The sequence below is a fragment of the Paraglaciecola sp. genome, from assembly GCF_039943935.1.
In the GTDB taxonomy this organism is placed as follows: Bacteria; Pseudomonadota; Gammaproteobacteria; order Enterobacterales; family Alteromonadaceae; genus Paraglaciecola.
In genome coordinates this window covers 63350-88223 of sequence record NZ_JBDUZQ010000019.1, presented here as the reverse complement: position 1 = coordinate 88223, position 24874 = coordinate 63350, and the positions used below count along the sequence as shown (strand labels likewise).

Genomic DNA, 24874 nt, shown 5'->3' with positions numbered 1-24874 from the left:
AATGGCAAAGCACTTGGAAATTCAGCCCTCGCAGTTGCGTTTTCAGGAATTTATTTTTCGGGTACTGGTGAATTTAATCAACTCATCAGTTTTGCACCTGCGGCTCTAATCCTAGTTGCTTTGTTATTGAACATCTACCCGTTTTTTTCTATCGCAATAATTTTATTTTTGATCAGTTTACTAGTTGCGATCTCGGTGGGTTTAAAGTCATCGATTACTTCAATTGATATGATTTTTCTGGTGAGTTTAATTTTCTTTAGTGGCTCGACAGTATTCTTCAGTTATAAAATACGGCAAGCCAGTTTTGCAAAAACTCGCAACTAACAAAAAAATAATAGTCGACGCGCAAACAGCGCGCGCGTCATATTCGAAGCGTTAGGTTTCAAAGGGCATTCTGGTGAAAATCAAATTACAGAATAAAACTCAGGTAGAAAAAGGAGTTATCAAATCATATTGGTTTGAAAATGAAAACATAGGATTAGCGAATACGCTTTTTCACAGAATAACTCTTCCTCTTAAAGAGTTCGATTCAGGGTTAGATTATGAAGAACAACCTGTTCAAACTGAAATAGTTTTAGATTGGTATAATTTGGGTTTATCTGAACCTTCAGAATTGGATGGCTTAAATTTGAGCCATTCAAATTATTCAGATGCTGAAGGTTCTGTTTATATTGGTTGTTCTCATAATTGGTGTGATGTTAAAAAATTAAATATTGTCAAAAATATAGACGGTAATTTTGATGTTTCTGGCTCCATATTAATTGAGTTTGAAAACGAGGGGGTAGGCGAAAATGAAGAGTTCACATTTCAAACAAGTTGCGAGTATATTGAAACCTAACAAATGCATTATGGTGGGAATTTTACTCGCTGAAAAAGCGCTCCTAAAATCCCCATATGTTAAGCGTTATGCGTAAAAATCAGACTTCAGGTTATATCTATGCGTCAAAGGGATTTATATCTAGCTAAGTTAAAATCAAAATTGATTAGTTTTCTTAATAGATTTAAGAATAAAATTCAAATAGGTACAAAAATCAAATTAAGTGGCGGCTATGATTTTCAACCAAAGCGGTTGAATGGAGTTGATCATCACTTAGGTACAGTGAGTAAATTCATTTCTGGGCAAAACTCGCAAAAAGCGATGGTGGTTATTCTAGATAAACCTATCAATTTTAATGATGTTAGTGGCAATGTCGTAGTATTAGAGTTGCGGCACCAAGGAGCTTATTGGGTTCACTCTGGCGTTGTACATATTGAGCTTTGTAGTTTTACACCAGAAAATGTAGCATGGAAAAATCGCAAGCAAGGTGTGTGGGTTGAGTCGCACGCATCTTATGACTGCATATAGTTTACGCATAACAAGAGACTATGGCGTCAATAGCTAAATTTAAGATTTTGGCGCTTCCCACATTACCCCATCTCTTAGCATCGAATTTAGTATCACCACCATCTTTCTAATGCAGGCGATAATGGCTACTTTTTTAGGTTTTCCTGCGGCGACTAATCGTTGATATGTGTCTTTAAATACTGGATTACTTTGTATCGCAGACATCATAGCCATGTATAAAACGGTTCTGACTTGATGCCTACCTCCTTGGATTTTTCTTAGTCCCTTATAGCGTCCACTTTCTCGATTTATGGGGGTTACGCCGACTAGCGCAGAGGCTTGTTTGTTGGTCATATATCCTAAACATAATCAAGACACCCGTTTTTAAAGTTAGCTTAATCACAGTTTTGTTCTAAGCCTTGAGGTACTCAAACAACTAAGGATGGTGTGTTATGCCTCAGTCCCGCAAAGCCAAATTAGTCTTGTAGATACTCCCTCTTACCATTGTGTTTCACGTTGTGTTCGCGGTTCTGTTTTATGTGATGAAGGTAAAGTGACGGGACAAAGCTATGAGCACAGATGGAGTTGGGTAGAAGATAGGTAACTGTCGTAATCACCCTTGTTAGAAAAGCTTCCCACTAATGAATACTTAAGTGTCACCTTAGCTCTGTTGGTTTAGAAAAATAATAACCTTGTGCATAGTTGACTCCTAGCTGTTGCAGGGCATCTTTTGTTGCTTCATCTTCTACATACTTTGCAATTACGTCCTGATTAGCTGCCTTAGCTAAATCACAAATAGATTTAACAGCAATGTAATCTAGGGAGTTATCCATCATATTGGAGATTATTGAGCCATTAATTTTTAATGTTTGGGTTGGGAGTTCTTTAAGATTGGTAAACGAAGAATGCCCACTTCCAAAATCATTTAGTGCAAAACTACACCCTAAAGAATTAACTTTATCAATAAATGATCGAGCGTGTTTCATATTGGTAATGGCTACAGTTTCTGTAATTTCGAAGTTTAATTTTTCAGGGGGAATATGCCCATTCTCAATTTTATCTACTAAAAACCTTTCTAACTCACCATCATTCATTGAGTGTCCAGAAATGTTAATAGAAACCTTATAAACATTTTGTAAGTGTTCTTGGTGGGTAAAAAAGTGTTGGAAAACTGCGTTAATTACCCAGATATCTACTCTGCTAGAAAGGCGATAGCGTTCAATTGTTGGGAAAAATTTTGCTGGGCTGATTATTTTGCCATCAGTACTTTTCATGCGTAATAAAATTTCAAAATATTGCCCTGTGCTGTCACTTTGCAGGGCGATAATATCTTGTTTGTATAATACAAAGTGGTTGTTATCTAGTGCATTATTTACTTGATGTATGGGCAGTATATCAATCTGCTCAATTGTGCCTTTTTCATCAGATTTATCGTATACATGAACGGTATTTCGTCCTTCACTTTTGGCTAAAGAACATGCTACATCAGCCGAATGTAACAGCTCAGTGGTAGTGGTGTTATTTTGCTTTTGTGCTATTCCTATGCTGGCACTCAAATGCAGTGTATCTCCATCATGATGGTACGTTAGGCTATGTATACCTTCTCTAATTTTGTGCGCCGTTTCTAGAGCATTGTTAATTGAGGAGTCTTTAATCAAAATTGCGAACTCATCACCGCCTAAACGGGCAGCAATATCTTTTTGACTGACACTGTTATTTAGAATGCTGGCTACCTTAATTAAAATGTCATCGCCTGCTGCGTGCCCACACGTGTCATTTATGGTCTTAAAATAATCTAAATCGACAAAACATAGAAAATAACAATATTCACGGTCTTCTATAATACGGTTTAGATTGAATTCGAAGGCACGTCTATTTTTTAGCTCTGTTAAAGGATCATGAGATGCTTGGTGGAATAGGTTTTCAGTTAAATGTTTAAAGTCGTTACTTAATTCTATTATCTCTTTTGGAGCTTTATCTGGAGCATCAAATCTATGACCAGACAAAACCCCGTTAGATGATTTGACCAAGCCATTTAATGGTTTGCATATACGGTAGTTAGCCCACCACCAAAGAATAATGATTAGCAAAAAGAACACTAGTCTTGTTATCCAACTTATTTGCTTCATCCCTTGTTTTTGTTCACTTAAGAATAGTGATTCTTGTTGAATAAACGTACTGGTTTCTTTAGATAAAATCTGAATATTTCGAGAGAGCTTTAGACTAACTGGATCGTATTCAATTAATAGTTTACTCAGACTCTGCTCTAATTTATTTGAGGGTATGTCGGCAATCGTATCTAGTATTTTATTGATGTTTGAAACTGATGATTGTGCTTCTTGTATTTTAGGTTTGAGTGAGGGAAATTGATTGCTAGCTTCAATAATAGCTAATTCGTTTGCTAGGGAGTCTCCTATATTTTTGGCCCCAAAAATAAGGTAAGTGTTACCTGAGCCAATAACTAAATCAGACGAAATTAAGTACTGCGAAGCTGTGTTTTCTATACGTTGCAAATCTTTAGCCCATAACAGGCTTTCGTTGTGTTTTTCTGCAAGAATTTGGACGCTAGTGAAACGGTACGCTAATACTTGCTCCATTGTGTATGCCCCTAACAAACACGCAAATACTAATAATGCTAAATAACTCCTTATACGCATTTGTTCGTCCTATTAGTGTAGAGATAGGTTTTGAATGTCTTTTTCCCAGCTAATATCTGTAATGGCCAGGGTTTTTAAAGCTGAGCGCAAGGTCAATAGAGCTAAATCTGGGGCCATAGAAAAAGAGTCTCGGCCGAGTTCAGAAAGTTGCTCACCATCCTCACTTAGTAGACTTTTTAATTCTGCAAATGATTTGCCCTTAATCACTTGGCTGATATTTTCAGCCACAACATCGTTACATTGAGGGCTTCTACAGCGCTGAAAATAAAAGCCTTTAAGGGTTCTATCTACATTAATTGCCCAAGCAATTTCAACCAACCCCCATTTGGCCCATTCAGATCTAGCTTGCATAAAGCCGCCTAGTTCATCTTTTGTAAAGAGTACATACAAGGTATGTTTACTAACTTCACTTTGATGGATAGTGAAAGGTAATTCTTCTTTCAGTTGTGCTCTGTCAGCTTCGGTGACATCGGTGACGACAGACTTAAACTGATAGTCTTCAGAGTATAAGGTTTGAATTGCAGATACAGGATCTCTTAACGAGCAAAAAGCCGCTTCAGAACCGAAAGATACTATGAGGAACAAAACACTCGATATCTTAAAGTAAGCTATGAACTTAGATGAATATTTTATGTGCATTATAATCTGTACCTCACTTGCATACTAAAATCGGGCTCTGCACCTAGAGTATCTGTATAACGTTTATATTGTGCACTTAATTCTAACGCATTGTTGTGGTTCCAACTTAGTCCAATAGCCCAATAGGTTGTATTTTGCTTACCTTGGTCTACTTCCAAGCTTTGATGACCTAATTGTAGGTAACTTTTGAATCGTTCTCTTGATTCAAGCCATGAGGCTTCAATAAAACTATTGATGGTGTCGTTTCCTGCGGTTTGCCCAAACGATGATTCAAATAAAAATTGCCACTGATAATAGTAAAACGATGTATCAACACCAATTTTTTTCCGCTCTATCACTCCGTTTTCTGTCAAAACGTCGCCATAAAAGAAAGACAATCCGCCCACTAAGTTTTTATGGCTTGATGTGCCTAAACGCCCAGAAAAAATATACGGATTATGAGTGTTAAGCAATTCGTTCCCAGACCCTTGTGTTAGAGCAACTTCATATTCAAGTTTAGAATAAACTCCATTAATAGACACCCCCCAGTCAGCTTTGATGCCTCTGTCAGAAAATGTGAATTGTCGCAAGGTTCCGTTTGTATCTTCATTTAATTCTAAACCAAAAGGTATTAGAAAGTGCCCTATCTTAATATTCAGTTTACCTTGAGAAAGTGCTGAGTAATTAAAATTTGCAATTCGCCAATTGAGTTGAGTGTCATCACCATTGTCAAAGAAAAAAGGTGGAGCCGATACATTTTTTAATTTTACTACATAGGGTTGAAATGTAAGGGTTCCGATATCTCTTTTATTGCTACTAAAAACTTTGTGAATATCTAATCCAAGAGCATAAGTGTACGCGTTACTGTTAGTCTCAGTTTCATGATTTACTCTAGCTGAAGTGTCTAGAGACCAGCGGCTATTATCTCCTAAAAGTGGAGAGTTTAGAGACTGAGCTAATCCTATGCTTGGAGCGATAAGTATTGCGAAAGCAAAAAATAGTGTAATTGGCAGAAAAATAGCGTTCATTAATTGTTTTGTCTTTTTCTAATTTTATTTAAAGAAGCTTTTGGCTGAATCAATAAGTAAACAAAGGGTTGATTAAATATAGAGATTTATTGTACTACTAATATTCAGTCATAAATTTATGAAACCAGTGTATTTGAAATATCAGAACTTTAAATTATCCCTTGCGATACATAAGGATGGCTTATTGTATCGTGACGATTGGGATAAACGATTTTTCTATAAGTCGCCGTTTTTTAGATTGAAAATTTTATAGCTCTACCACAGACATTTAGTGTCTCGATCTAACAATCTGATGTAAGGATATAAATTTTGCATCCTACGTGGATGTAAATACCAGTTTCTGTTTAAGGGGTATAAACAATCGGTTCGCCGGTTGCGGCATCAATTCTATCTAAAGACGGCCCTTCATAACTATTGTTCAGTAGTTCAACTACCGCATCACCGTATCTAGAAAACCAAAAGTCTCCTAAAGATTTTAAGCGCTTAATATTGGTTTTACTTATGTCGTCCATGGCATCGTCTGGCGCGGTTGTTAGCCCCGGTTGATTGCGCATTTCGGCGTTGACTCTTATGTAGTTTCCGGGCTGGGTAATGGTGATAGCTTGGTATGCCACGACTTTTTCGTCAGATAATAAATCAATCAGTTGGCCTTTCAGCATCCACTGTACTGCACCCCATTTTTGAGAATCAGGGCCATTAATTTTACGAGTGTGCGTACCGGTGCCTATGGTTAACACGCGCTTGTCGAAACTTGGCCACAAGCGGCTTGCTTCAGCATAAGCACACATGGTTGGGTTGTTAGCTACTACTCCACCATCAATTAGCCAGTTTTCTTCGTTTTCGGGCGGTAGTGATAAGCCTTTAGTAGGGAAATAAGTAGGTGCAGCACTCGATGAGTCTGCCACTTGGTAAGACAGTAGTTGTTGGTACTCAGGTTTTGTTGACTTAATCACAAAGGGGCGGCGTTTCTCTACACCATAGGTGACCGCAAGTACGTGTTTCCCGTTAGGTACATCACCTAATTTAGCTGCGCCTAGCTTATCTTTTAAGGTCGAGGCTTTGCCTTTGGCTTCGTATTTTGGGGCATTAATACCATCTAGCTCGAACACGCCTTTGTTGTCGGTAAATATCTTTTTGGCATTGGTGACGTTATATAAATTATTGATATCGTCCATAGACATATCTGTGGTGGCTAAGGCCAAAGCTATGATGCTACCGGTACTAGTGCCTGCATAAAAGTCGACACAGTCACGAACCGACTTTTGATACTTGGCCTGTAGTTGGGTTTCTACACAGCTTAAAAATTGTGTTGTGGCGGCACCGCGAATGCCGCCGCCATCGAGTGATAAAATAAGTTTAGACATACTGAAATCCTTTTAGTAATTAGGTGGTGATTGATAAAGATTAACAGCAATAATAATAGTCAAAAATTAGAAGACTAAAAAGATTGTTTGTTTTTCGTATGCTCAATCCTTGAGCTTTGTCTTAAATTTGCTGTAACCGTTGGGCTATTTCTGGTTCGATTAGCGCTATCACTTCATTTTTTAACTGGTCGCTTTGCTCCGCATAGCTTAGTTGCCCTTGTTCATCTGCTTCTATTAAGCCGTTTTCTTTTAAAGCGTTGATAAAAGTGGCGAGTACTTTTTTGTCGAAAAACTCGGGGGAGTTAATTCCATTTAAAGCCGATAAACGCGCTGCAAATTGAGCGCTTTGTTTTTCTAATTCTTTACGGTTTACTTGCTCTTTTTTGCATAACAAGGTTAACACTAGTGCATAGCGTTGCAGGGTTTCTTGAATGCTGCGGTTTAGTAAATACACAGAATAAAAAGCGTGAGTTGATGGTGAGGCATGTTGAATTTTTTCAGTATGACTAACTAATAACCCCGTACTTAACATTTGTTCTATTAATGATTCGGTATAGATTTGAGCTTGTTGTTGGTCCATGTAAATGAAAAGCTCTTGCTTAAGCAGTGGGTATAGCTTGCTGACTAGATCGACTATTTGTGCTTTGCTCATATTATTATGAGCAAAAACAATTGCCGATATCAGTCCAGGCAGCGCAAACAAGTGCAAGATGTTGTTTCTGTAGTAGGTTTGGGCAACGGCAGTGCTTTCTTTTAACGATATGATTTCACCAAAACTATCTTTGGTAATGTTTAGTTTATTTAGCTTTAAGGTACTTTCGAGGAGTTCTGCTCCTGTGCATTCAGGAATAGTGACTAGCTCACTAAAAGGTGAGCCTTTGAGTAAGGTCATGAAATGATCTATGGCGGTTTCTAACTCTGATCTTGCCATGGCATGTTTATTAGATGACAACAAACATAAAGAACATAAGGCCATACCGTTTACTGCGGCTGCTTGATTTATTCGCCCCATTATCTCGGTAGCAAGGTTATTGACCACAGGGGTTAACCATTGAGGTTTTTTATCGGTGTTAGCTTGTTGCTCATCTCGCCAATCTGGGGCTTGCTGGTCTAAAAAATTAGTCAGATTAATTGGCTCTCCAAAGTTTAAAAAGCCAGTGCCGTAATTTTTAAGCTTTTTGATGGCCGAAAATACTTGGAAGAATGACTCTTTTTGCTTACTTTTACCATTTAGTTCTTTAACGTAACTTGATACCTCCATTACATGTTCGTAACCGATATATACCGGCACTATACTTACTGGACGGTTGATACCTTTTGCCAACGCTTGCATGGTCATAGCCAACATCCCAGTTTTAGGAGGCAGTAAACGCCCTGTTCTGCTGCGGCCACCTTCTGGGAAGTATTTAACTGAATTGCCTTTTTTGAAAAGTAATTCAAGGTATTCACGAAACACAGCCGTATATACTTTATTACCTGCAAAGCTGCGGCGTAGATAGAATGCTCCTGCTTTACGTAAAAAACCGCCCACTGGTGGGAAATTAAGATTAATACCTGCAGCTATATGAGGGGTTACTAATCCTTGGTGATAAATTACATAGGTTAGTAATAGATAATCCATGTGGCTACGGTGACATGGCACGTAAATGATTTCGTGGCCATTTTGAGCTAAGTGTCTGACCTTTTCGGCATGGCGCACTTCAATACCGTTATAGATTTTGTTCCATATTCTGGTGAGCAGCTTTTCACTAAGGCGTATTAGCCCTGGTCGGTAGTCTGCGGCAATTTCATCCACATATTTTTTCGCTTCTTGTTTAGCTTTTTGATGGCTTATACTTTTTGTTCGCGCGCGCTCAACGATTGCTTTTTTTACAGTATCAGAGCCTAAAACCCCGTTGTAGAGTTCATGCTTTTGTAAAATGTTTGGGCCAGTTAATGTTTGCTGGCGACGATGAAAGTGAGTGCCCGCTACCCTAATTAGCTTATGAGCAATAACTTCATCATCACCTTTAAGTTGCGCCATGGCTCTAGAAGAAACGGCCTTGCTATAACAAACAAAGTTGTCTCTACCCAAAAACAACACAATAAAGAATTTTCTTAGCCAACTAGGTGATACTTGATTGGCTATAATGTCAGACCAACTGGATAGAGTTTTGTCGGGCGCGCGACCCCAAAGAATAGAAACGGGTACTATTTGAATGTCTAACTCGGGATTTTCTCTGTGTAATCTAAATAATTCTGTGGCGTCTTCAAGAATATCAGTACTGCTTTTTTTGCGGCTCAATACCGAACGAGGTTTTTGAAGGAATAAGCAAGAAGGGTGAATCTGACCTGCAATTTGTGTTGCATCAATCGGATTCGGTAAGCCAAGGTTTTTAGCTGACATTTTCAACGCTAACTGATCGGTAATCGAGTGTGTACGCAATAAATAAACAATGGTTTTGGACTTATTTATGCCAAGCTCACCTTCGATATCTGTTGGTGTACTGTTGGCTTTTACTAGCCATTTAACAGGAACCGCTATCACTGCAGATAACAATTTATGCAGCCACATTTTTTCTTCTCAACTAATAAATTTTAGGACCGCCAAAGGATATCACAGAGCGTAAGTGGTTGGCTTTTTCTGATTACAATACACTGCAAAAAAATGAGTGGTGCCACTTTATCTTAAGTGAGCCGTGTCTATCGCGTTCTATTTTTGTTTGTATTGTTTGATATACCTTTGTATGCATTAAAATTACTACAATGTAGTTATTAGTTTTGCAATGCTCATCTTTAAAAACTACATTGTAGGAAATATTAGGAGGGTGTGATGAATCAGAAAATGTTAGGTGAATTTGAACAAGTGGTTTTACTCGCATTATTGCGCTTAGAAACTAATGCATATGGTGCGGCTATTCGTCAGCTTTTACAGCGCGAAATAAACAGAGATGTTGTCTTAGGTGCGTTGTACTCAACACTAGAGCGAATGGAGAAAAAAGGTTTAGTCGTCTCTAAACTTGGAGAGGCCACCGCGCAACGTGGCGGTCGACCTAAGCGCTTTTTTTCGGTAACAGCTGAAGGTAAAGCTGCACTTAAACACGCTAAGCAAGCCATGGAAATCATGTGGCAAGACATTGTACTTAACGTAGGGGGTGAGCATGCTTAATATTCATTCATCTCAAAAGCAGCACGCGTTCATGCCCAAGTTAGCGACTTGGTTATTGTCTCGATTAGCAAACCCTGCCTATCGTGACGAGCTGATTGGCGATATGGAAGAAGAATACACAGAGCGCCAAGAGGCCAATCAAGAGGCAAGCTACTGGCTGCTAAGACAAACAACACTGGCAATTTGGGACGGGCAAAAAGCGATGATTAGAACAACAGGTTTTGTAAAAGCATTGAGCATTATTTTATGTGTTCTGGCGTTGCCAACTATTGCCTTATTCGTAGGTTGGCTTTCAAACATGCATATGCCTTCAGAGCATTTGTGGCAGCTTTTGATGGCGGGTGAGGTACATTTTATATTGTTTAATACCGAATACTGGGAGATTGCATGGAACGAAAGTGGTGTGTCTCACCTTGATGTTATGATGTTTATTCATGTTCAATCTATACTCTGGGCTATGGTGTACGCGGTATCAGCCTACTTGTTCTTGAAAAAAATAAAGCCATCAGTTTGGATATTCAGTGCTTTTAGCATGGCTTACATATTAGTGCCTTATCTGTTTGGATATGGGGTGATCAGCCTGTTCGAATTACCGCCTCGAATAGTGGGGCCGATTTTAGCCTTTATGATGCTGGCACCTTTTTTCACTTTACCTATGTCTGTTGGTTTTTTGTTTAAGGGGTTTGCGAATTGCAGTACTTAAATAATTGGGCAGTTCAACGTAGTTAATTCTTATGCTGGAGACAGGCAAGGGCTTTCTAATCGAAGCTGGCGTCAATAACTTTATGCTCGTTAGCGACGCCGTGGTTTCTTGATTAGGGGTTAATCCAGTACATAGTGCTTGAGGTTGAAAGCAGTAGTTGAGCCCCATGTTCTTCTGAGTAAGAGTACCTCATCCCTCTGTGGGTGGGGGTTCCGATAATCGGTGTTCCTTTCCACAACAAGTTAAAGTTTGCATCCAATTCTGTTAGCACATATTGGCAATCGTAGTAGCAATAAGAACTGTATGAGTCTTGGCTCATTAGCACAAAAATAGACTGCTCAGAACTGCTGGATGTATTTACCACAAAGTCCTTTAACTCGTTGCTATAGTCCCTACGATTACCTTCTTGTAAGCTATCGGTGCCTACTGCAAAACTAATAAGACTGTTGTCGTCCAGACATATCAACTCCTGTGTGTTTTCTTGATCCAGGTTTGCAAATTCAACTCTGCCACATTCTTGTTCAATATAGGCGACTTCTGAAAAGGTCGAGCCATTTAGTTGAAGCAAATGCAGGTTATTGTTCGTAGAAACTGCGACAAAATACTCGTTGCCAATTTGAGTAATCGCAAAATCAGTTATCCCATAGTCGAAGCTGTAGTTGGCAATGAGCAACTGATTTTGTACGTCTACAGACTGTAATGTGTTGCCATTGACGTATACGGCATCTTCATATTGATCATTGTTGATGTCATAGGCTTGAATCACACCTATGTCGTCATAGTAGTCACCATCTATCCCCCAATGTAGTGATAGGTCTGAGAGCTGATATACACCAAAAGAACCATTATATGTTTCAGACGTTGGAATGAACACATCATCCATTCCGTCCTTGTTAAAGTCGGCAATGTCACCGTGGTAGCTGTTGTCCCAGTTGGAGGAAATTTCATCTGTTATGGTGACACTGCCTTCTGGGGACAGAGTGGCAATGACACTGCCATCATAGCTACTGCCAGAAGAAGGCACAAAAAACACACCTTCAACGGTGTCGTTATCGTTGCTCCAGCCAAGAGTAGAGAAACTATCTAGTTGCGGGCTGACACTGCTCTCTTTTACTATCATTTCGTCGCTATCATAGTCAGCTACAACAAATGAGTTTTCACCGCTATGGCTTTGTCCTGTCCCCCAATGCAGCTCTAACTGACCATCATTGTCAGAGTCTCCCATCATTACAGACTTAGAACCATGGTCTTGCATGTCTACTTGCCATGCTTCTTCTAGCGCGCTATCAACTAGGTTATAACCGGTGATATTTCCCCATTGGCAATCACCGACTAAAATTTCATCAACGCCATCGTTATTTGAATCAGCAGTATTGAGGGAGCATGTGTTGAAATTATCCATGCTAGTGAGTTGAGCTTTGGTCACTGCAGAATAAACCTTAATGTCCCCCCAGTTATCCGCACCAATAATTTCATCAATATTATCACCATCAAGATCGCCTGCCGCGACCAAAGACGATCCAAATGTAGTACCACTAAACCACTGATTACTCCAGTCACTGCCGTCATATACCAGCCCGTTATTGGTGATTAATTCGAGAGACGAGTCGGCGTCCACATTGGCAAATATTATTTCGATGGCATCACCCACTGAACTATTGATTTCAGTTATTTCACCGGTCGCTGTATCAAACACTTTTAGTGAGTAATCAGAAGAAGAGTACTCACTTGTCGAAGACAGGTAGGCTATTTCAATATTTCCATCTTGGTCACTGTCTGCTGCGGCAATACTCTTTATGTAGTTAGTTTCGGTAAGTAGCTCAGAGGCAATGCCATCGAGCCCATCAATTACACTTATGCCTTGTTCGGTAGCAACCAAAATTTCTTGTTGAGCGTCATTATCAATATTTAACCCAATAATTTGCATTATGCTACCTAGTGTTGGCATGGCGAATGGATACATCCATGATTGCTCGTAACTACCATTATTTTCTTCAAGCAAAAATACGCGCTGGTTTGAATCGGTAGATGCCACTTCATTTAAACCATCGTTATCGAAATCTCCGACCCACATTGAGTAATTGGACGTAGGGACTTCAATACCTGATCTGGCTAGCGGCATTCTGGCATTTGACGTGACGTTAATATCTACAGAAAGTTGCTCTTGGGTATCGTCTTGACTGGCAAAGGTAAAGATAAACATCTGTTCAGGTAACAAAAACTCATGATTGGCGGTATCCCAAGTCACTAAACCATCAGCGTCGATACTTGCGCCAGCAGGCGCAGATGTCATGATAGGAATTTGCTCTTCGTCATCGCCTAGGTCAGCGTCTTCAATAGTTACATTGAATTCGACCAGCTCACCAGCCGTTGTATTTGTAGGAACATTTTCAGTCGATAACTGAGCAGGTGAGTCTAATATGACAACCGATATACTAGAGCTAGCAACCTGATTTATGCCGTCAGATACCAGCATAGTTACACTAATTTTGTCGTCATAAACGGCCAGCTCCGCGGGCAATGATGTACCTGTCACCCCTTCGACTAGCTGACCATTGATAAACCATTGATAAGTAACTATGAGGTCATCATAGTCAGTGTCGGGATCACTATAGCTGCCTTGGTATATTTCAATTGTATCAAGTGTGGTGTAACCAAAATCAACAAAAGAAGGACTGTAACCAATATCTGGCGGCAGAGATAACTGGTCAAGCTCATCTAGAGTTAACTCGCTCCAATTAATGTCATAGTAATCGTAGTCATAACCTAAGTAAGCACCTTGGTCGAAATTACCGTCTCCATCATTATCCACTTGATACAAGACATATCCGCTCTCATTTTCTTCAATATTGACTGTATTTAACGCGCTAAGGGTTGTCGTCTCAAAATAATCATAACCTTCAGTAAAGTCGTAGCTCCAAGTATGGGAGACGTCTACAACGCCATGTTCAGATAAATAAAGTTCTCCAATATGCTCTGCCTCGTAATAATCATTGCCACCTACGAAGCTATACTGATTTGAATTAATAATTTGTGAGTCATCTGATAAGTCAGTTATCAATAGTTGATGTGAAAAAACGGACGTTCTCTCACCTGTTGATTCGGAATTGTCGACAGATATTAATTTGAAAAATCCGGTAACTTCGTAAAGATTCCCATTATAGGAAACTTGAATGTCATCAAAGTAATTGGTCAGATCGCTACTATACTCAGAGATTTCGAATATTTTTGTCGTGGCTTCGCCATCAATTACTACATTTCGCCAAGTAGAATATTCACAGTTATCGTAACTTACTGTATAGGTCGACTCCTCTTCTGTAACTACTCCAGCTGAAATAGTGACCGTTCCACCCGAGAGGCAGGAATGTGTATCGCTAAGATTCGAGGTGTAATCTAACTCGGCTATGAAGAAAGGATTTATTTCGTAAAAGTTCAAATCCAACTCACCAAATAATACATCAAACACTTTCTGACTGATGGCTGGTGTAAGCTCAGGTTCAGAGGTCAACCCAGAATAGCTTGAAAGTATTTTTTCTCTGAGTGCTGTTTCAAGTTCTGTTGCTGTATATAACTCAGGGGAGTCAATAATTTGTTGCGTAGTTGGCCCTGATGATTGTGGCGGAATGTTGCTAGAGCTGCCACCGCCTCCACAGGCAGTTAAGGCCAGGGCAAAAAAAAGAGAAACAGATTGGCGTAACGTCGCTGCCATTATAATCCTTCCTTGTATATTTGATTTTGTTATATAAATGCAACGGCAGAATAACAAAAGTTATTTGCTTAGCATAGAAAAACCAACGTTTTAGGAGGGTGCCAAGGTGGGGCTGTTATCTAGTCTCTAATATCTGGGGTCATAGTAAACTTTAGGTCATTTGGCGGCTGATATTTTAATTACACACATACAAGCAAGCGGATACGGCTTTGTGAAAGCCGTTTTAAATATTGTTTGGTAGAAGCTGACGAATACCTAAAAGTAAATTTTAAGTTGAAAGATCCATTAGGTTTGTAGAGGTATGTAATAGATTTTATATTACATTGTAGAAGTTTTTATCCTAGATATTTAAAATTATCAAAGCGTAATGTTACCCCGCCAGCCAATAACTAATCATCCACTTTAGTTCACTTTAACCATCACCTGCCCCCCGATTAACCCCCTTAAATATCTTCACCTAAATAACCTCTCACTGCTTGCTTAACAATCTCTACTAACTCTTCATCCATATATTGATACTCATCTGGGATATCGAATACGTGAGTCGGTTTATGGTCTAACAGCCTTGTAAATTGCGCCTTGAGTCTGCTTTTGTGTTTTTCTTCCATTACAAAAATTATATCAGCCCATTGAATGTCTTTGACACTTACCGTTCTTTTCGCTTTTGGGCTTGTACCTGCGGACCTAACGTTTAACTCTGGGTGATTCTTCCAAACCTTTTCAGCGGTTGGGCTGCGCCATTGATTACGACTACATATAAACAATATATTTTGCATTTAGAGTTCCTATATGGGCATTTCATTTACTAAATCATGGATAACCTTTATAGATTTCCAATGAGGAATATACCGAGGGAGAGTGTAGGTTGTAATTAATAGCAGGTGAACTCAATGTAAAACAAATTTGAGGTTTATTCATAACTGTATATACTAACACTAACTGTATAGATAAACAGGCTGGTTATGCGTCCATTAACGAAACGACAAGAAGAAGTTTTACAACTCATAAAAGATACTATGGTGGATACGGGCATGCCCCCTACCCGAGCCGAAATAGCGAGAAATTTAGGCTTTAAATCTGCCAATGCTGCTGAAGAGCATTTAAAAGCCCTGGCCCGCAAGGGGGTAATCGAGATTTTACCTGGTACTTCTCGAGGCATTAAGCTTAATACGCCTATTGAAGATCAACTTGAAGATCTTGGTTTGCCTTTGATTGGACAAGTTGCTGCTGGTGAACCTATTTTGGCCCAAGAGCATGTAGAGGGGCATTATCAGGTTGATCCGAGTTTGTTTAAACCTAGTGCTGATTTTTTGTTGAGAGTCAACGGCATGAGTATGAAAGACATAGGTATTTTAGATGGTGACTTGCTTGCTGTGCATCGAACCACTGATGTCCACAATGGTCAGGTTGTTGTGGCTCGTGTAGATGAAGATGTCACTGTAAAACGCCTAGAGAAAAAAGGCAGAGAAGTATTATTGCATGCCGAAAATGATGATTTTGCTCCCATTAAAGTGGATTTAGCGAATCAGCCTTTTAACATAGAAGGCATTGCTGTGGGTGTTATCCGTAATGCCGATTGGATGTAATACTTAATTAATTTTAACATTTATTAAAGCGCAGTTGTCCTGATTGCGCTTTCTCTATCTCATTATCAGCTATTCTATAATCCTTCGATTTAATTAAGCGTAATAAAATCATTTAACATTCAATTGGTTAAAAAATAACCATTAGTTTGTATTTTATACAAAAAAGCTAGACTAAACCCTATTGAATGGTCCATTCTTAACATTAGTGTATCAATATGTAACAATAAATTAACCTTTCATTTACCATTGTTCCGGGTGATTTTTAGCTCATGATGTTTTGGCAATGAATAAATAGAAATACGTTTCCTGTTTGAGAGGTGTCAAAGTGAAGAGAATTTTACCCATGGCTGGAGTATTGCTGTCCTTATTAATGAGCACTCCAGTGTTCGCAGAAGCCACGGAGAACATTGAGCAATATCAGTTAAATTTGACTAAAGGCGTGACTGATATAAGCGCTGAAGTTTATGACATGCATATGTTGATGTTCATTATATGTATCGTTATTGGTGCTGGCGTGTTTATCGCCATGTTCATATCAATGTACTTTCACCGCAAGTCCAGAGGGGCTATACCCGCTAATTTTCACGAAAGCGTGAAGGTTGAAATAGCCTGGACAGTTATCCCTTTTATCATCTTAATTGCGATGGCAGTGCCTGCCATGAAGTTATTAATAGACATGGAAGATGCGAGTGAACCTGGTGTGACGGTATTGGTAACCGGCTCCCAGTGGAAATGGCATTACAAGTATATGGATAATGATGTTGAATATTATTCTAAAATGGCTACCCAAGCGGAACAAATATCAGGAAAGTTTGCTAAAGGAGAAAATTATCTGCTTGAGGTTGATAGGCCTTTAGTCATCCCAACTGGTGAAAAGGTTCGTTTTTTAATTACCTCTGATGATGTTATTCACGCTTGGTGGGTTCCTGACTTTGCTGTTAAACAAGACGCTAACCCCGGTTTTATTAATGATGCTTGGGCGTTAGTTAATGACCCCGGTATTTACCGTGGTCAGTGCGCTGAGTTATGCGGGAAAGATCACGGCTTTATGCCCATTGTTGTGATTGCAAAAGAACCAACCGAGTATAAAAACTGGATAACAGAGCAAGAAAACATTCAGTTAAAAGCAAAACAAGAAGAGCAAAGATTATTGGCCATGAATATGACTATGGCCGAGTCTATGTCCTTGGGTGAAAAAGTATATAACGCTAACTGCGCGGCCTGTCACATGCCAAATGGTGAGGGGTTACAGGGCGTATTTCCTGCTTTAAAAGGCAGTCAAATTGCTATAGCCGACCTACCTAAACATATCAGTATTGTTCTCAATGGCGTATCTGGGACCGCCATGCAAGCTTACGCAAAGCAATTAACCATGTCTGAGCTGGCCGCTGTTATCACCTACGAGCGTAATGCTTGGGGTAACAATACGGATGATTTGGTGCAAGCCAAAGATATTAACGCTGCAATGAACGGACAATAGGAGAGGTGACCATGAATGCAAAAACTAATGACACTCATCATGATGATCACCATGATCATCATATTCCAACAGGTATAAAGCGCTGGTTATACACCACCAATCACAAAGATATAGGCACTTTGTATCTGTGGTTTGCGTTTATTATGTTTTTAACCGGTGGCGCTATGGCTATGGTGATCCGTGCTGAATTATTTCAACCCGGTTTACAAATTGTTGAGCCAAACTTTTTTAATCAGATGACGACTGTACATGGCCTGATCATGGTGTTTGGTGCGGTTATGCCAGCTTTTACCGGTTTAGCTAATTGGTTGATTCCCATGATGATAGGTGCGCCAGATATGGCATTACCTAGAATGAATAACTGGAGTTTTTGGATTTTACCTTTTGCCTTTGCAATTTTGCTGTCTTCATTATTTATGGAAGGTGGCGGACCTGCATTTGGTTGGACATTTTATGCACCACTTTCTACGACATATAGTAGTGATGGTACCGCTTTATTCGTGTTTGCGGTTCATATAATGGGCGCATCGTCGATTATGGGTGCTATTAATGTAATAGTTACAATTTGGAATATGCGTGCGCCAGGTATGACCTGGATGAAAATGCCTTTGTTTGTTTGGACTTGGTTGATTACAGCCTTTTTGCTCATAGCGGTAATGCCGGTTTTAGCAGGTGCTGTGACTATGGTACTTACAGACAAGTTTTTCGGTACCAGCTTCTTTGATGCCGCTGGTGGGGGTGACCCTGTGATGTTCCAGCATATCTTCTGGTTTTTTGGACACCCTGAAGTGTACATAATGATATTGCCTGCCTTTGGCATTATTTCGCAAATCATTCCCACTTTTGCTCGTAAACGATTATTTGGCTATGCCTCTATGGTCTATGCCACTGCCTCTATTGCATTGTTGTCGTTCATCGTTTGGGCTCATCATATGTTCACAACCGGTATGCCGGTGGCCGCTGAGTTGTTCTTTATGTTTGCCACTATGTTGATATCAGTACCAACAGGGGTGAAAGTTTTCAACTGGGTTGCCACTATGTGGCGAGGTTCAATGACATTTGAAGTGCCTATGTTATTTGCCTTGGCGTTTATTGTGTTATTCACAATTGGTGGTTTGTCTGGGTTGATGCTGGCCATTACCCCCGTGGATTTTCAATATCATGATACCTATTTTGTGGTGGCTCATTTTCATTACGTACTAGTTACTGGTGCGATTTTCTCGATTATGGCGGCGGTTTATTATTGGCTGCCGAAGTGGACCGGTAAAATGTTTGATATAGGGTTAGCCAAATGGCATTTCTGGTGTTCGCTTATTTCAGTCAATGTATTGTTTTTTCCTATGCATTTTGTGGGGTTAGCTGGTATGCCTAGGCGAATTCCTGACTACGCCTTACAGTTTGCTGATTTTAATAAATGGATAAGTATCGGAGGCTTCGCTTTTGGTTTATCACAGCTGATCTTCTTAGCCTTATTGATTAAAGCCTGTAAGAAAAAAGGGGAGCCTGTATCAGATCAAGTATGGGAAGGCGCTGAAGGGTTAGAGTGGGAAATTCCCTCTCCGGCACCTTATCACACCTTTGAAACTCCCCCGAAAGTGAAGTAATAACATTAGGGTAATTTTCTATGGATAAGCAGCAAGCACAAAACAAGAACAACAAAATGGTAGTGAAGTTACTCGCTATTGTGCTGGGGATGTTTGGTTTTGGGTTTGCTTTGGTTCCCCTCTATGATGTTTTGTGTGATGCATTGGGTATAAACGGTAAAACATCTGAAGTCGCTGCGGTTTACGAGTCGGTTGAGGTTGATAAAAGTAGACTTATTACCGTGGATTTTATAACTCGTATTAACACTGGCATGCCTTGGGAATTTAAAGCTGAAACCAAACAAGTGAAAGTTCACCCTGGTGAGATGAGCCAAGTGAATTTTTATGTTCGAAATCCTGCTAATTCTTTAATTGTAGGACAGGCTGTACCTTCGGTCTCTCCCGGGCCAGCGGCACTTTACATGAATAAAACAGAGTGTTTTTGCTTTGAGCAACAAACCTTGCAGGCGGGAGAAGAGGTCTTTATGCCAATGAAGTTTTATGTTGATCCACAATTACCAAAAAATATTACTTATTTTACCGTTCAATACACCCTATACAACGTCACATCTTCAGTAGAAGTTGTGGCGATGAATTAAGAGGTTAGGAGAGGAAAATGTCAGAAAAATATGAAAAGTATTATGTACCGGCAGAAAGTCCGTGGCCGTTTATGGGCGCAGTTGCATTATTTCTAATAGCCGTTGGGGCTGGGAATTTTGTCATTGAAATTACCCGAGATAAAGATGGATACGGAGGTTATATTTTAACTGCTGGGTTAATCACCTTGGCGGTGATGCTATTTGGTTGGTTTAGAAATCAAATACATGAATCAATGAGTGGTATGTATAGCTCGCAATTAGGGCGCTCTTATCGTCAAGGAATGGCGTGGTTTATTTTTTCTGAAGTGATGTTTTTTGCCGCGTTCTTTGGCGCATTATTTTATGCACGAGTTATTGCGGTACCTTGGTTAGGAGGGGCATCTAATAATGACATGACGGGTGAAGTCTTATGGCCAGCATTTAATGCAGTTTGGCCATTGATAGAAACTCCAGGAGGTACAAAAACAGAAGCTATGGGCTGGTATGGTTTACCTCTCATAAATACCATTATATTGATGGTGTCTTCAGTGACGTGCCATATGGCCCATGTTGCCTTAGAAGAAAACAAACGAAAAAACCTCAAAATTTGGTTAAGTCTTACTGTCATTTTAGGCTGTATTTTTTTAGCGTTACAAGTTGAAGAGTATGTTCATGCTTATACAGAAATGGGGCTTACTTTAGATGCGGGTATTTACGGTAATACTTTCTTTATGTTGACTGGGTTTCATGGATTCCACGTAACACTGGGAACTGTCATCTTATTTATCATGCTGCTAAGAGTCTTTAAAGGGCACTTTACCCCAGATAATCATTTCGCTTTTCAAGCGGGTAGTTGGTATTGGCACTTCGTAGATGTGGTGTGGGTGATATTATTTTTCTTTGTTTATATCTTGTAAATTGAAGGCTTCGTTAAAGCCAGCTTACTTGGTGTTTTTAATAAGGTGATGGGTTTGGTGTAATCAAACCTGTTGCCATCGCCACTAAAATTAACAGAATGATTAGCGCTGATATCATGACTCTACGGCCAATAAATTTTGTCATTGAAGGTTGCTTAGGATCGTTTTTTAACATGATCATCATTGCTTTGAATAGGTTGAACAACATAAACAACAATAATGCGCCAATGAGAATTTTGATGATCATTCAACTACTCCTAAACATTGATTATTAAAGGGTATGAAAAACGCTAAATTAAATTTTTTATCGGTTGCTAGCTTAGTAACATTTTTTGCAGTTGTCATTATGTTTACGTTAGGTGTATGGCAATTACAAAGAGCACAAGAAAAAACAGACAGGCTGTTATCAATTCAAAAAGCTGAAAACGCAGGTCAAATGACGTTACAGAATCTGCTAAAGGATCACAGAAACAATATGCTAGATATGCCGATTTCAATGAAAGGTGAAGCAGACAGTATTCGGTACTTTTTAGTGGATAATAAAATTCATCAAGGTCGGGTTGGGTATCACGTTTTAGTTCCAATAAAAACTCAGCAGGGTTGGGTTCTGACTAACTTTGGTTGGACTGCCGCTATGAATAGTCGCGAAACTTTGCCACTGGTAAAACTGCCTTCTGAATTAACAGATTACTCTGGGATGATAGCCAATCCAACTAAAAATATAATGGTGCAAGAAACCGCAAAACTTGATGGTGAATGGCCAAAGCTTTTACAACAAGTCGACCTAGAAATTATGCAGCAACATTTGCAACAGGACCTTTTACCTTTTGTAGTGTTGTTAAACCAAGCGCTAGAGTCAGGCTTTGAGCGACATTGGCAAAGGGTTGTTATGGCACCAGAAAAACACCTTGCTTATGCTGCGCAGTGGTTTTTACTAGCCCTAGCTGCAGTTGTAGTATTTGTCGTGGCACATCGTAAAAAACAACAGAGGAATAGTTATGAATCCCGTTAAAAAATCAACGAATAAAAGTACGATTTTTATTTTTATTACAGCTTTTGTATTGCCAGTACTGTTAGCAAAAGTAGCCCTAGATAATAATTGGTTTAATCAAGCTGCTACTAATAAAGGTGAGTTAATTCAGCCTGCCCTCGATATGGCCAGCTTACAAGGCGGAGTTCCAGAGCCTAAATGGAAATTACTCTATGTGATGCCAGAGCAGTGCACCGAAGTATGTGAAAATGCCTTGTATAGTGTTGCTCAAGTTCATAGTGCCTTAGGTAAAGAAAGTGATCGAGCAGAAGTGGTGGTACTTGCTTATGCCCAGAGTGATAAAGAACAGCTTGCATTAATTAAAGAGCAGTCTAATTATCGATTGCTAAATACTAACTTAGACACCTTAAACCAAGTGTTTGATGGTGCGAGTACTCAAGGGGTTTTTATAGCCGATACGTTAAACAATATTATTTTACGCTACCCCTTATACATAAGTACTGAAGATGCCATTTTACATAGTCGTGATATATTGTCTGATATGCGTAAAGTGCTTAAGTTATCCCGTATTGGATAAGAGAGGTATGATGAAAAAGCTAGTAGTTGTGAGTATTTTTTTAGCTTTCGTTGTTATTGTCCTAGGGGCTTATGCTCGTCTTACTGATGCTGGCTTAGGTTGTCCTGATTGGCCTGGATGTTATGGGCATTTAAGCTTTAGTAAAACCACAGAAAACATAGAGATAGCTCAACAAGCTTTTCCTGATAGGCCATTTGAAAAACATAAAGCCTGGAATGAAATGATTCATCGCTATTTTGCTACTGGCCTTGGTTTTATGATTTTAGTTATCTTTGTGACCAGCTTATTTAAAAGAGCAGAAAATACCCCTGTTAAACTCCCCTTTTTCTTGCTGTGCTTGGTGTGCTTTCAAGGTGCATTAGGAATGTGGACTGTGACCTTGAACCTATTACCAGTTGTCGTTATGGGGCATTTGTTAGGTGGGTTTACCTTACTTTCCGCTTTATTTTTACTATATTTGAAACTGAGCTCATATCGAATACCCGGTGGTGACCAGCGTGTCAGAGCGTTTCGAAAGTTTACTATTTTGGGCATTGTTATTGTGACGGTTCAGATTGCTTTAGGAGGTTGGACGTCGGCCAATTATGCCGCTCTAGCATGTACTGAACTTCCAATATGTGAGCAAGGTTGGCTACAAAGATTGGATTTTTCAGGCGCCTTTAGCATTCCCGATGTAGACAATTATGAATATGGGGCACATGACTACAATGAACGAATGACAATGCACATACTGCATCGATTCGGCGCTTTAATTACTTTTTTGTATTTATGCTGGTTTGGCATGCGGCTGTTTGCTCTGGCAAATTCTAAATTGATTAAAAGGTTATCAGTAATAATGGTGTTGGTGTTAGGTGCGCAAGTTATTTTAGGTGTAAGCAATGTGGTTTTCAGTTTACCTGTCGTTATCGCGGTCTTACATAATGCGATGGCCGCTTGTTTGCTGCTGTCATTGGTGGCCATCGCATATACCTTATATCGTAAAATATAGGAGAAGGTTATGAGTAAAGTTATGACTTGGGAACAAAGAATGGTGACATTCAATTTTTATAGTACATGTAAAGATTACTATGAAATGACTAAGCCTAAGGTGGTTTTATTACTGCTGCTTACTGCATTAGTTGGTATGTGTTTAGCTTCTGATTCTTGGGTAGGTTGGCAGGTCTTTACTGCAGGATTAATCGGTATCGGTTTTTTATCTTCGGCAGCGGCAGTAGTTAATCACGTGGTAGACCGCAAAATTGATAGTCAAATGGCTCGAACTTTCAACAGGCCAGTAGTTAAAGGAAAAGTCACTCCCCAAAAAGCTTTAATCTTTGCAGCCCTACTAACAATGGTAGGTTATGTCATTCTAGAATTGTGGGTGAACCGACTTACTGCGGTGTTAACCTTCGCAGGCTTACTCGGCTATGCCGTTGTTTATACTATGTATCTAAAACGAGCGACACCTCAGAATATTGTTATTGGTGGGTTGGCTGGGGCAATTCCCCCCCTCCTTGGATGGACAGCAGTTACCGGTGAGGTTCATGCTAATGCTTTGTTATTAGTTCTAATTGTATTTACTTGGACCCCGCCCCACTTTTGGGCTTTAGCTATTCATCGTGAAAAAGACTATGCGCGAGCACAAGTTCCTATGTTACCTGTTACTCATGGTATAGCGTTCACGAAAACGTCTATATTGTTATATACGGTTTTATTGGGTGTGGTGTGTTTATTGCCCTATTTAATAGGGATGGCTGGCCTAATTTACTTAGCTGGCTCCACTATTTTAAATGCGGGCTTTTTGTATTACGCTTTGAAACTCAAGTTTGATGCTAATGATAAAACTGCCATGGATACTTTTAGATTCTCCATCATTCATTTAATGGTATTGTTTGTTGTGTTATTGGTTGATCATTATGTGCAATTTTAAAAATAGAGTAATGTATAAAGATGAGTAAAATTCAAGCAGGAGTAATTGCCTTAGTCGCTTTGGTAGTGGGGTTGGTCGCTTCTGTTTTTATTGCACCGCCACAAGTGGGGCTGCAAACCCAACATGTTAGTTTGTATCCCCAAGCTCGAGTATTACCTGACTTTGAACTAGTGGCAAATAATGGTAAAAAAGTGACACCACTCACATTAAAAAATCACTGGAGTTTAGTTTTTGTAGGTTACACCTATTGCCCAGATATTTGCCCTACTACATTGGCAGAATTAAAAGGTATTTATCCAGATTTGAAGAAAATCCCTACGGATAACCCCATTCAGATTATATTTATTTCAGTTGATCCTAGACGAGACACCATTGAAAGGTTGAATGAATATATTCACTTTTTTGAACCAGAATTTATTGCAGCTAGTGCTGAGCATGTGCAACTGTTTCCGTTAGTCAGAGCGATGGGGATGATGTATTCAATGTCAGAGAGTACAGACAACCCTAATTACTTAGTAGACCACAGCTCTTCGGTTGTAGTGATTAATCCAAATGCTCAAGTCATTGGGCGCTTTAAACCAGACTTTGAAGTGGGTAAATTGCCAGTTAGTGAAGGCCAAAAAATTCTCGCAGATATGCCGGCGATTATTGCTGGATCCCAATCGTAATTATGAGGAACCGTGGTAATCTAAAAGCAAATAT

At 39.5% G+C, this 24874-nt stretch carries 23 protein-coding genes and 2 pseudogenes; 16 read left to right on the top strand and 9 right to left on the bottom strand.

Features of this window, described 5'->3' with window-relative positions:
• The 3 genes from ABJD71_RS10440 to ABJD71_RS10430 all read left to right on the top strand — a co-directional run.
• The coding region (locus ABJD71_RS10440) for a hypothetical protein (protein WP_348168495.1) at window positions 1-324 on the top strand (324 nt) is incomplete at its 5' end.
• 73 nt (window positions 325-397) lie between these two features.
• The gene (locus ABJD71_RS10435; protein ID WP_348168492.1) at window positions 398-838 is read left to right on the top strand and encodes a hypothetical protein; all 441 of its coding nucleotides are present in this window, start codon (window positions 398-400) and stop codon (window positions 836-838) included.
• Window positions 839-937: 99 nt separating this feature from the next.
• On the top strand, window positions 938-1345 hold the full coding sequence (locus ABJD71_RS10430; protein WP_348168489.1) for a hypothetical protein: 408 nt from the start codon (window positions 938-940) through the stop codon (window positions 1343-1345).
• 39 nt (window positions 1346-1384) lie between these two features.
• On the opposite strand, the pseudogene ABJD71_RS10425 reads toward ABJD71_RS10430, so the two are convergent.
• Window positions 1385-1687: pseudogene (locus ABJD71_RS10425) on the bottom strand (transposase); the annotation flags it as partial.
• Window positions 1688-1766: 79 nt separating this feature from the next.
• Here ABJD71_RS10425 and ABJD71_RS10420 point away from each other — a divergent pair.
• Window positions 1767-1925, top strand: a pseudogene (locus ABJD71_RS10420) (Type I secretion system protein TolC); the annotation flags it as partial.
• A 55-nt stretch (window positions 1926-1980) separates the two neighbouring features.
• Here ABJD71_RS10420 and ABJD71_RS10415 read toward each other — a convergent pair.
• The 5 genes from ABJD71_RS10415 to plsB all read right to left on the bottom strand — a co-directional run bounded on the left by ABJD71_RS10415 (window position 1981) and on the right by plsB (window position 9545).
• Window positions 1981-3981, bottom strand: coding sequence for an EAL domain-containing protein (locus tag ABJD71_RS10415; RefSeq protein ID WP_348168486.1), 2001 nt, complete (start codon window positions 3979-3981; stop codon window positions 1981-1983).
• A gap of 12 nt (window positions 3982-3993) precedes the next feature.
• Window positions 3994-4620: a hypothetical protein gene (locus ABJD71_RS10410; protein ID WP_348168483.1), complete on the bottom strand. Its 627-nt coding sequence runs from the start codon at window positions 4618-4620 to the stop codon at window positions 3994-3996.
• Entirely contained in the window at window positions 4620-5627 is a 1008-nt protein-coding gene (locus ABJD71_RS10405) for a hypothetical protein (RefSeq protein WP_348168480.1), read from the bottom strand. Before ABJD71_RS10405 ends, ABJD71_RS10410 begins: the two co-directional genes overlap by 1 nt.
• Window positions 5628-5971: 344 nt before the next feature.
• A complete protein-coding gene (locus ABJD71_RS10400) occupies window positions 5972-6991 on the bottom strand; it encodes a patatin-like phospholipase family protein (RefSeq protein ID WP_348168477.1) in 1020 nt (339 codons plus the stop codon).
• A gap of 121 nt (window positions 6992-7112) precedes the next feature.
• On the bottom strand, window positions 7113-9545 hold the full coding sequence (gene plsB, locus ABJD71_RS10395; RefSeq protein ID WP_348168474.1) for a glycerol-3-phosphate 1-O-acyltransferase PlsB: 2433 nt from the start codon (window positions 9543-9545) through the stop codon (window positions 7113-7115).
• Between the two features lie 258 nt (window positions 9546-9803).
• On the opposite strand from plsB, the gene ABJD71_RS10390 reads away from it, so the two are divergent.
• Together ABJD71_RS10390 and ABJD71_RS10385 are read left to right on the top strand one after the other, a co-directional pair.
• Window positions 9804-10139 (top strand): PadR family transcriptional regulator, encoded by a 336-nt coding sequence (locus ABJD71_RS10390; RefSeq protein WP_348168471.1) that lies wholly within the window; start codon window positions 9804-9806, stop codon window positions 10137-10139.
• A complete protein-coding gene (locus ABJD71_RS10385; protein WP_348168468.1) occupies window positions 10132-10842 on the top strand; it encodes a hypothetical protein in 711 nt (236 codons plus the stop codon). Before ABJD71_RS10390 ends, ABJD71_RS10385 begins: the two co-directional genes overlap by 8 nt.
• A gap of 112 nt (window positions 10843-10954) precedes the next feature.
• Here ABJD71_RS10385 and ABJD71_RS10380 read toward each other — a convergent pair whose 3' ends face one another.
• On the bottom strand, window positions 10955-14551 hold the full coding sequence (locus ABJD71_RS10380; RefSeq protein WP_348168465.1) for a hypothetical protein: 3597 nt from the start codon (window positions 14549-14551) through the stop codon (window positions 10955-10957).
• 443 nt (window positions 14552-14994) lie between these two features.
• Window positions 14995-15327, bottom strand: a complete 333-nt coding sequence (locus tag ABJD71_RS10375) for a phosphotyrosine protein phosphatase (RefSeq protein WP_348168462.1) — start codon at window positions 15325-15327, stop codon at window positions 14995-14997.
• A 186-nt stretch (window positions 15328-15513) separates the two neighbouring features.
• Here ABJD71_RS10375 and lexA point away from each other — a divergent pair, with 186 nt between their 5' ends.
• The 5 genes from lexA to ABJD71_RS10350 all read left to right on the top strand — a co-directional run bounded on the left by lexA (window position 15514) and on the right by ABJD71_RS10350 (window position 20695).
• On the top strand, window positions 15514-16137 hold the full coding sequence (gene lexA / locus ABJD71_RS10370; protein WP_348168459.1) for a transcriptional repressor LexA: 624 nt from the start codon (window positions 15514-15516) through the stop codon (window positions 16135-16137).
• A gap of 370 nt (window positions 16138-16507) precedes the next feature.
• Window positions 16508-17617, top strand: a complete 1110-nt coding sequence (coxB, locus tag ABJD71_RS10365; RefSeq protein ID WP_348168515.1) for a cytochrome c oxidase subunit II — start codon at window positions 16508-16510, stop codon at window positions 17615-17617.
• An 11-nt stretch (window positions 17618-17628) separates the two neighbouring features.
• Window positions 17629-19221, top strand: coding sequence for a cytochrome c oxidase subunit I (gene ctaD / locus ABJD71_RS10360; protein WP_348168456.1), 1593 nt, complete (start codon window positions 17629-17631; stop codon window positions 19219-19221).
• A 20-nt stretch (window positions 19222-19241) separates the two neighbouring features.
• Complete coding sequence (locus ABJD71_RS10355) at window positions 19242-19799, top strand: cytochrome c oxidase assembly protein (protein ID WP_348168453.1); 558 nt, start codon at window positions 19242-19244, stop codon at window positions 19797-19799.
• 17 nt (window positions 19800-19816) lie between these two features.
• Window positions 19817-20695, top strand: a complete 879-nt coding sequence (locus ABJD71_RS10350) for a cytochrome c oxidase subunit 3 (RefSeq protein WP_348168450.1) — start codon at window positions 19817-19819, stop codon at window positions 20693-20695.
• 37 nt (window positions 20696-20732) lie between these two features.
• On the opposite strand, the gene ABJD71_RS10345 is transcribed toward ABJD71_RS10350, so the two are convergent.
• A complete protein-coding gene (locus ABJD71_RS10345; protein WP_348168447.1) occupies window positions 20733-20942 on the bottom strand; it encodes a DUF2909 domain-containing protein in 210 nt (69 codons plus the stop codon).
• Window positions 20943-20975: 33 nt separating this feature from the next.
• On the opposite strand from ABJD71_RS10345, the gene ABJD71_RS10340 reads away from it, so the two are divergent.
• From ABJD71_RS10340 to ABJD71_RS10320, 5 genes are read left to right on the top strand one after another with little or no spacing between them, the layout of a single operon-like run.
• Entirely contained in the window at window positions 20976-21707 is a 732-nt protein-coding gene (locus tag ABJD71_RS10340; RefSeq protein WP_348168443.1) for an SURF1 family protein, read from the top strand.
• Entirely contained in the window at window positions 21694-22263 is a 570-nt protein-coding gene (locus ABJD71_RS10335) for a hypothetical protein (RefSeq protein ID WP_348168440.1), read from the top strand. The genes ABJD71_RS10340 and ABJD71_RS10335 overlap by 14 nt, the downstream gene beginning before the upstream one ends.
• 10 nt (window positions 22264-22273) lie before the next feature.
• Window positions 22274-23251 (top strand): COX15/CtaA family protein, encoded by a 978-nt coding sequence (locus tag ABJD71_RS10330; RefSeq protein WP_348168512.1) that lies wholly within the window; start codon window positions 22274-22276, stop codon window positions 23249-23251.
• Window positions 23252-23260: 9 nt separating this feature from the next.
• A complete protein-coding gene (gene cyoE / locus ABJD71_RS10325; protein ID WP_348168437.1) occupies window positions 23261-24172 on the top strand; it encodes a heme o synthase in 912 nt (303 codons plus the stop codon).
• A 20-nt stretch (window positions 24173-24192) separates the two neighbouring features.
• Entirely contained in the window at window positions 24193-24840 is a 648-nt protein-coding gene (locus ABJD71_RS10320; RefSeq protein ID WP_348168434.1) for an SCO family protein, read from the top strand.
• The last annotated feature ends 34 nt before the right edge of the window (window positions 24841-24874 follow it).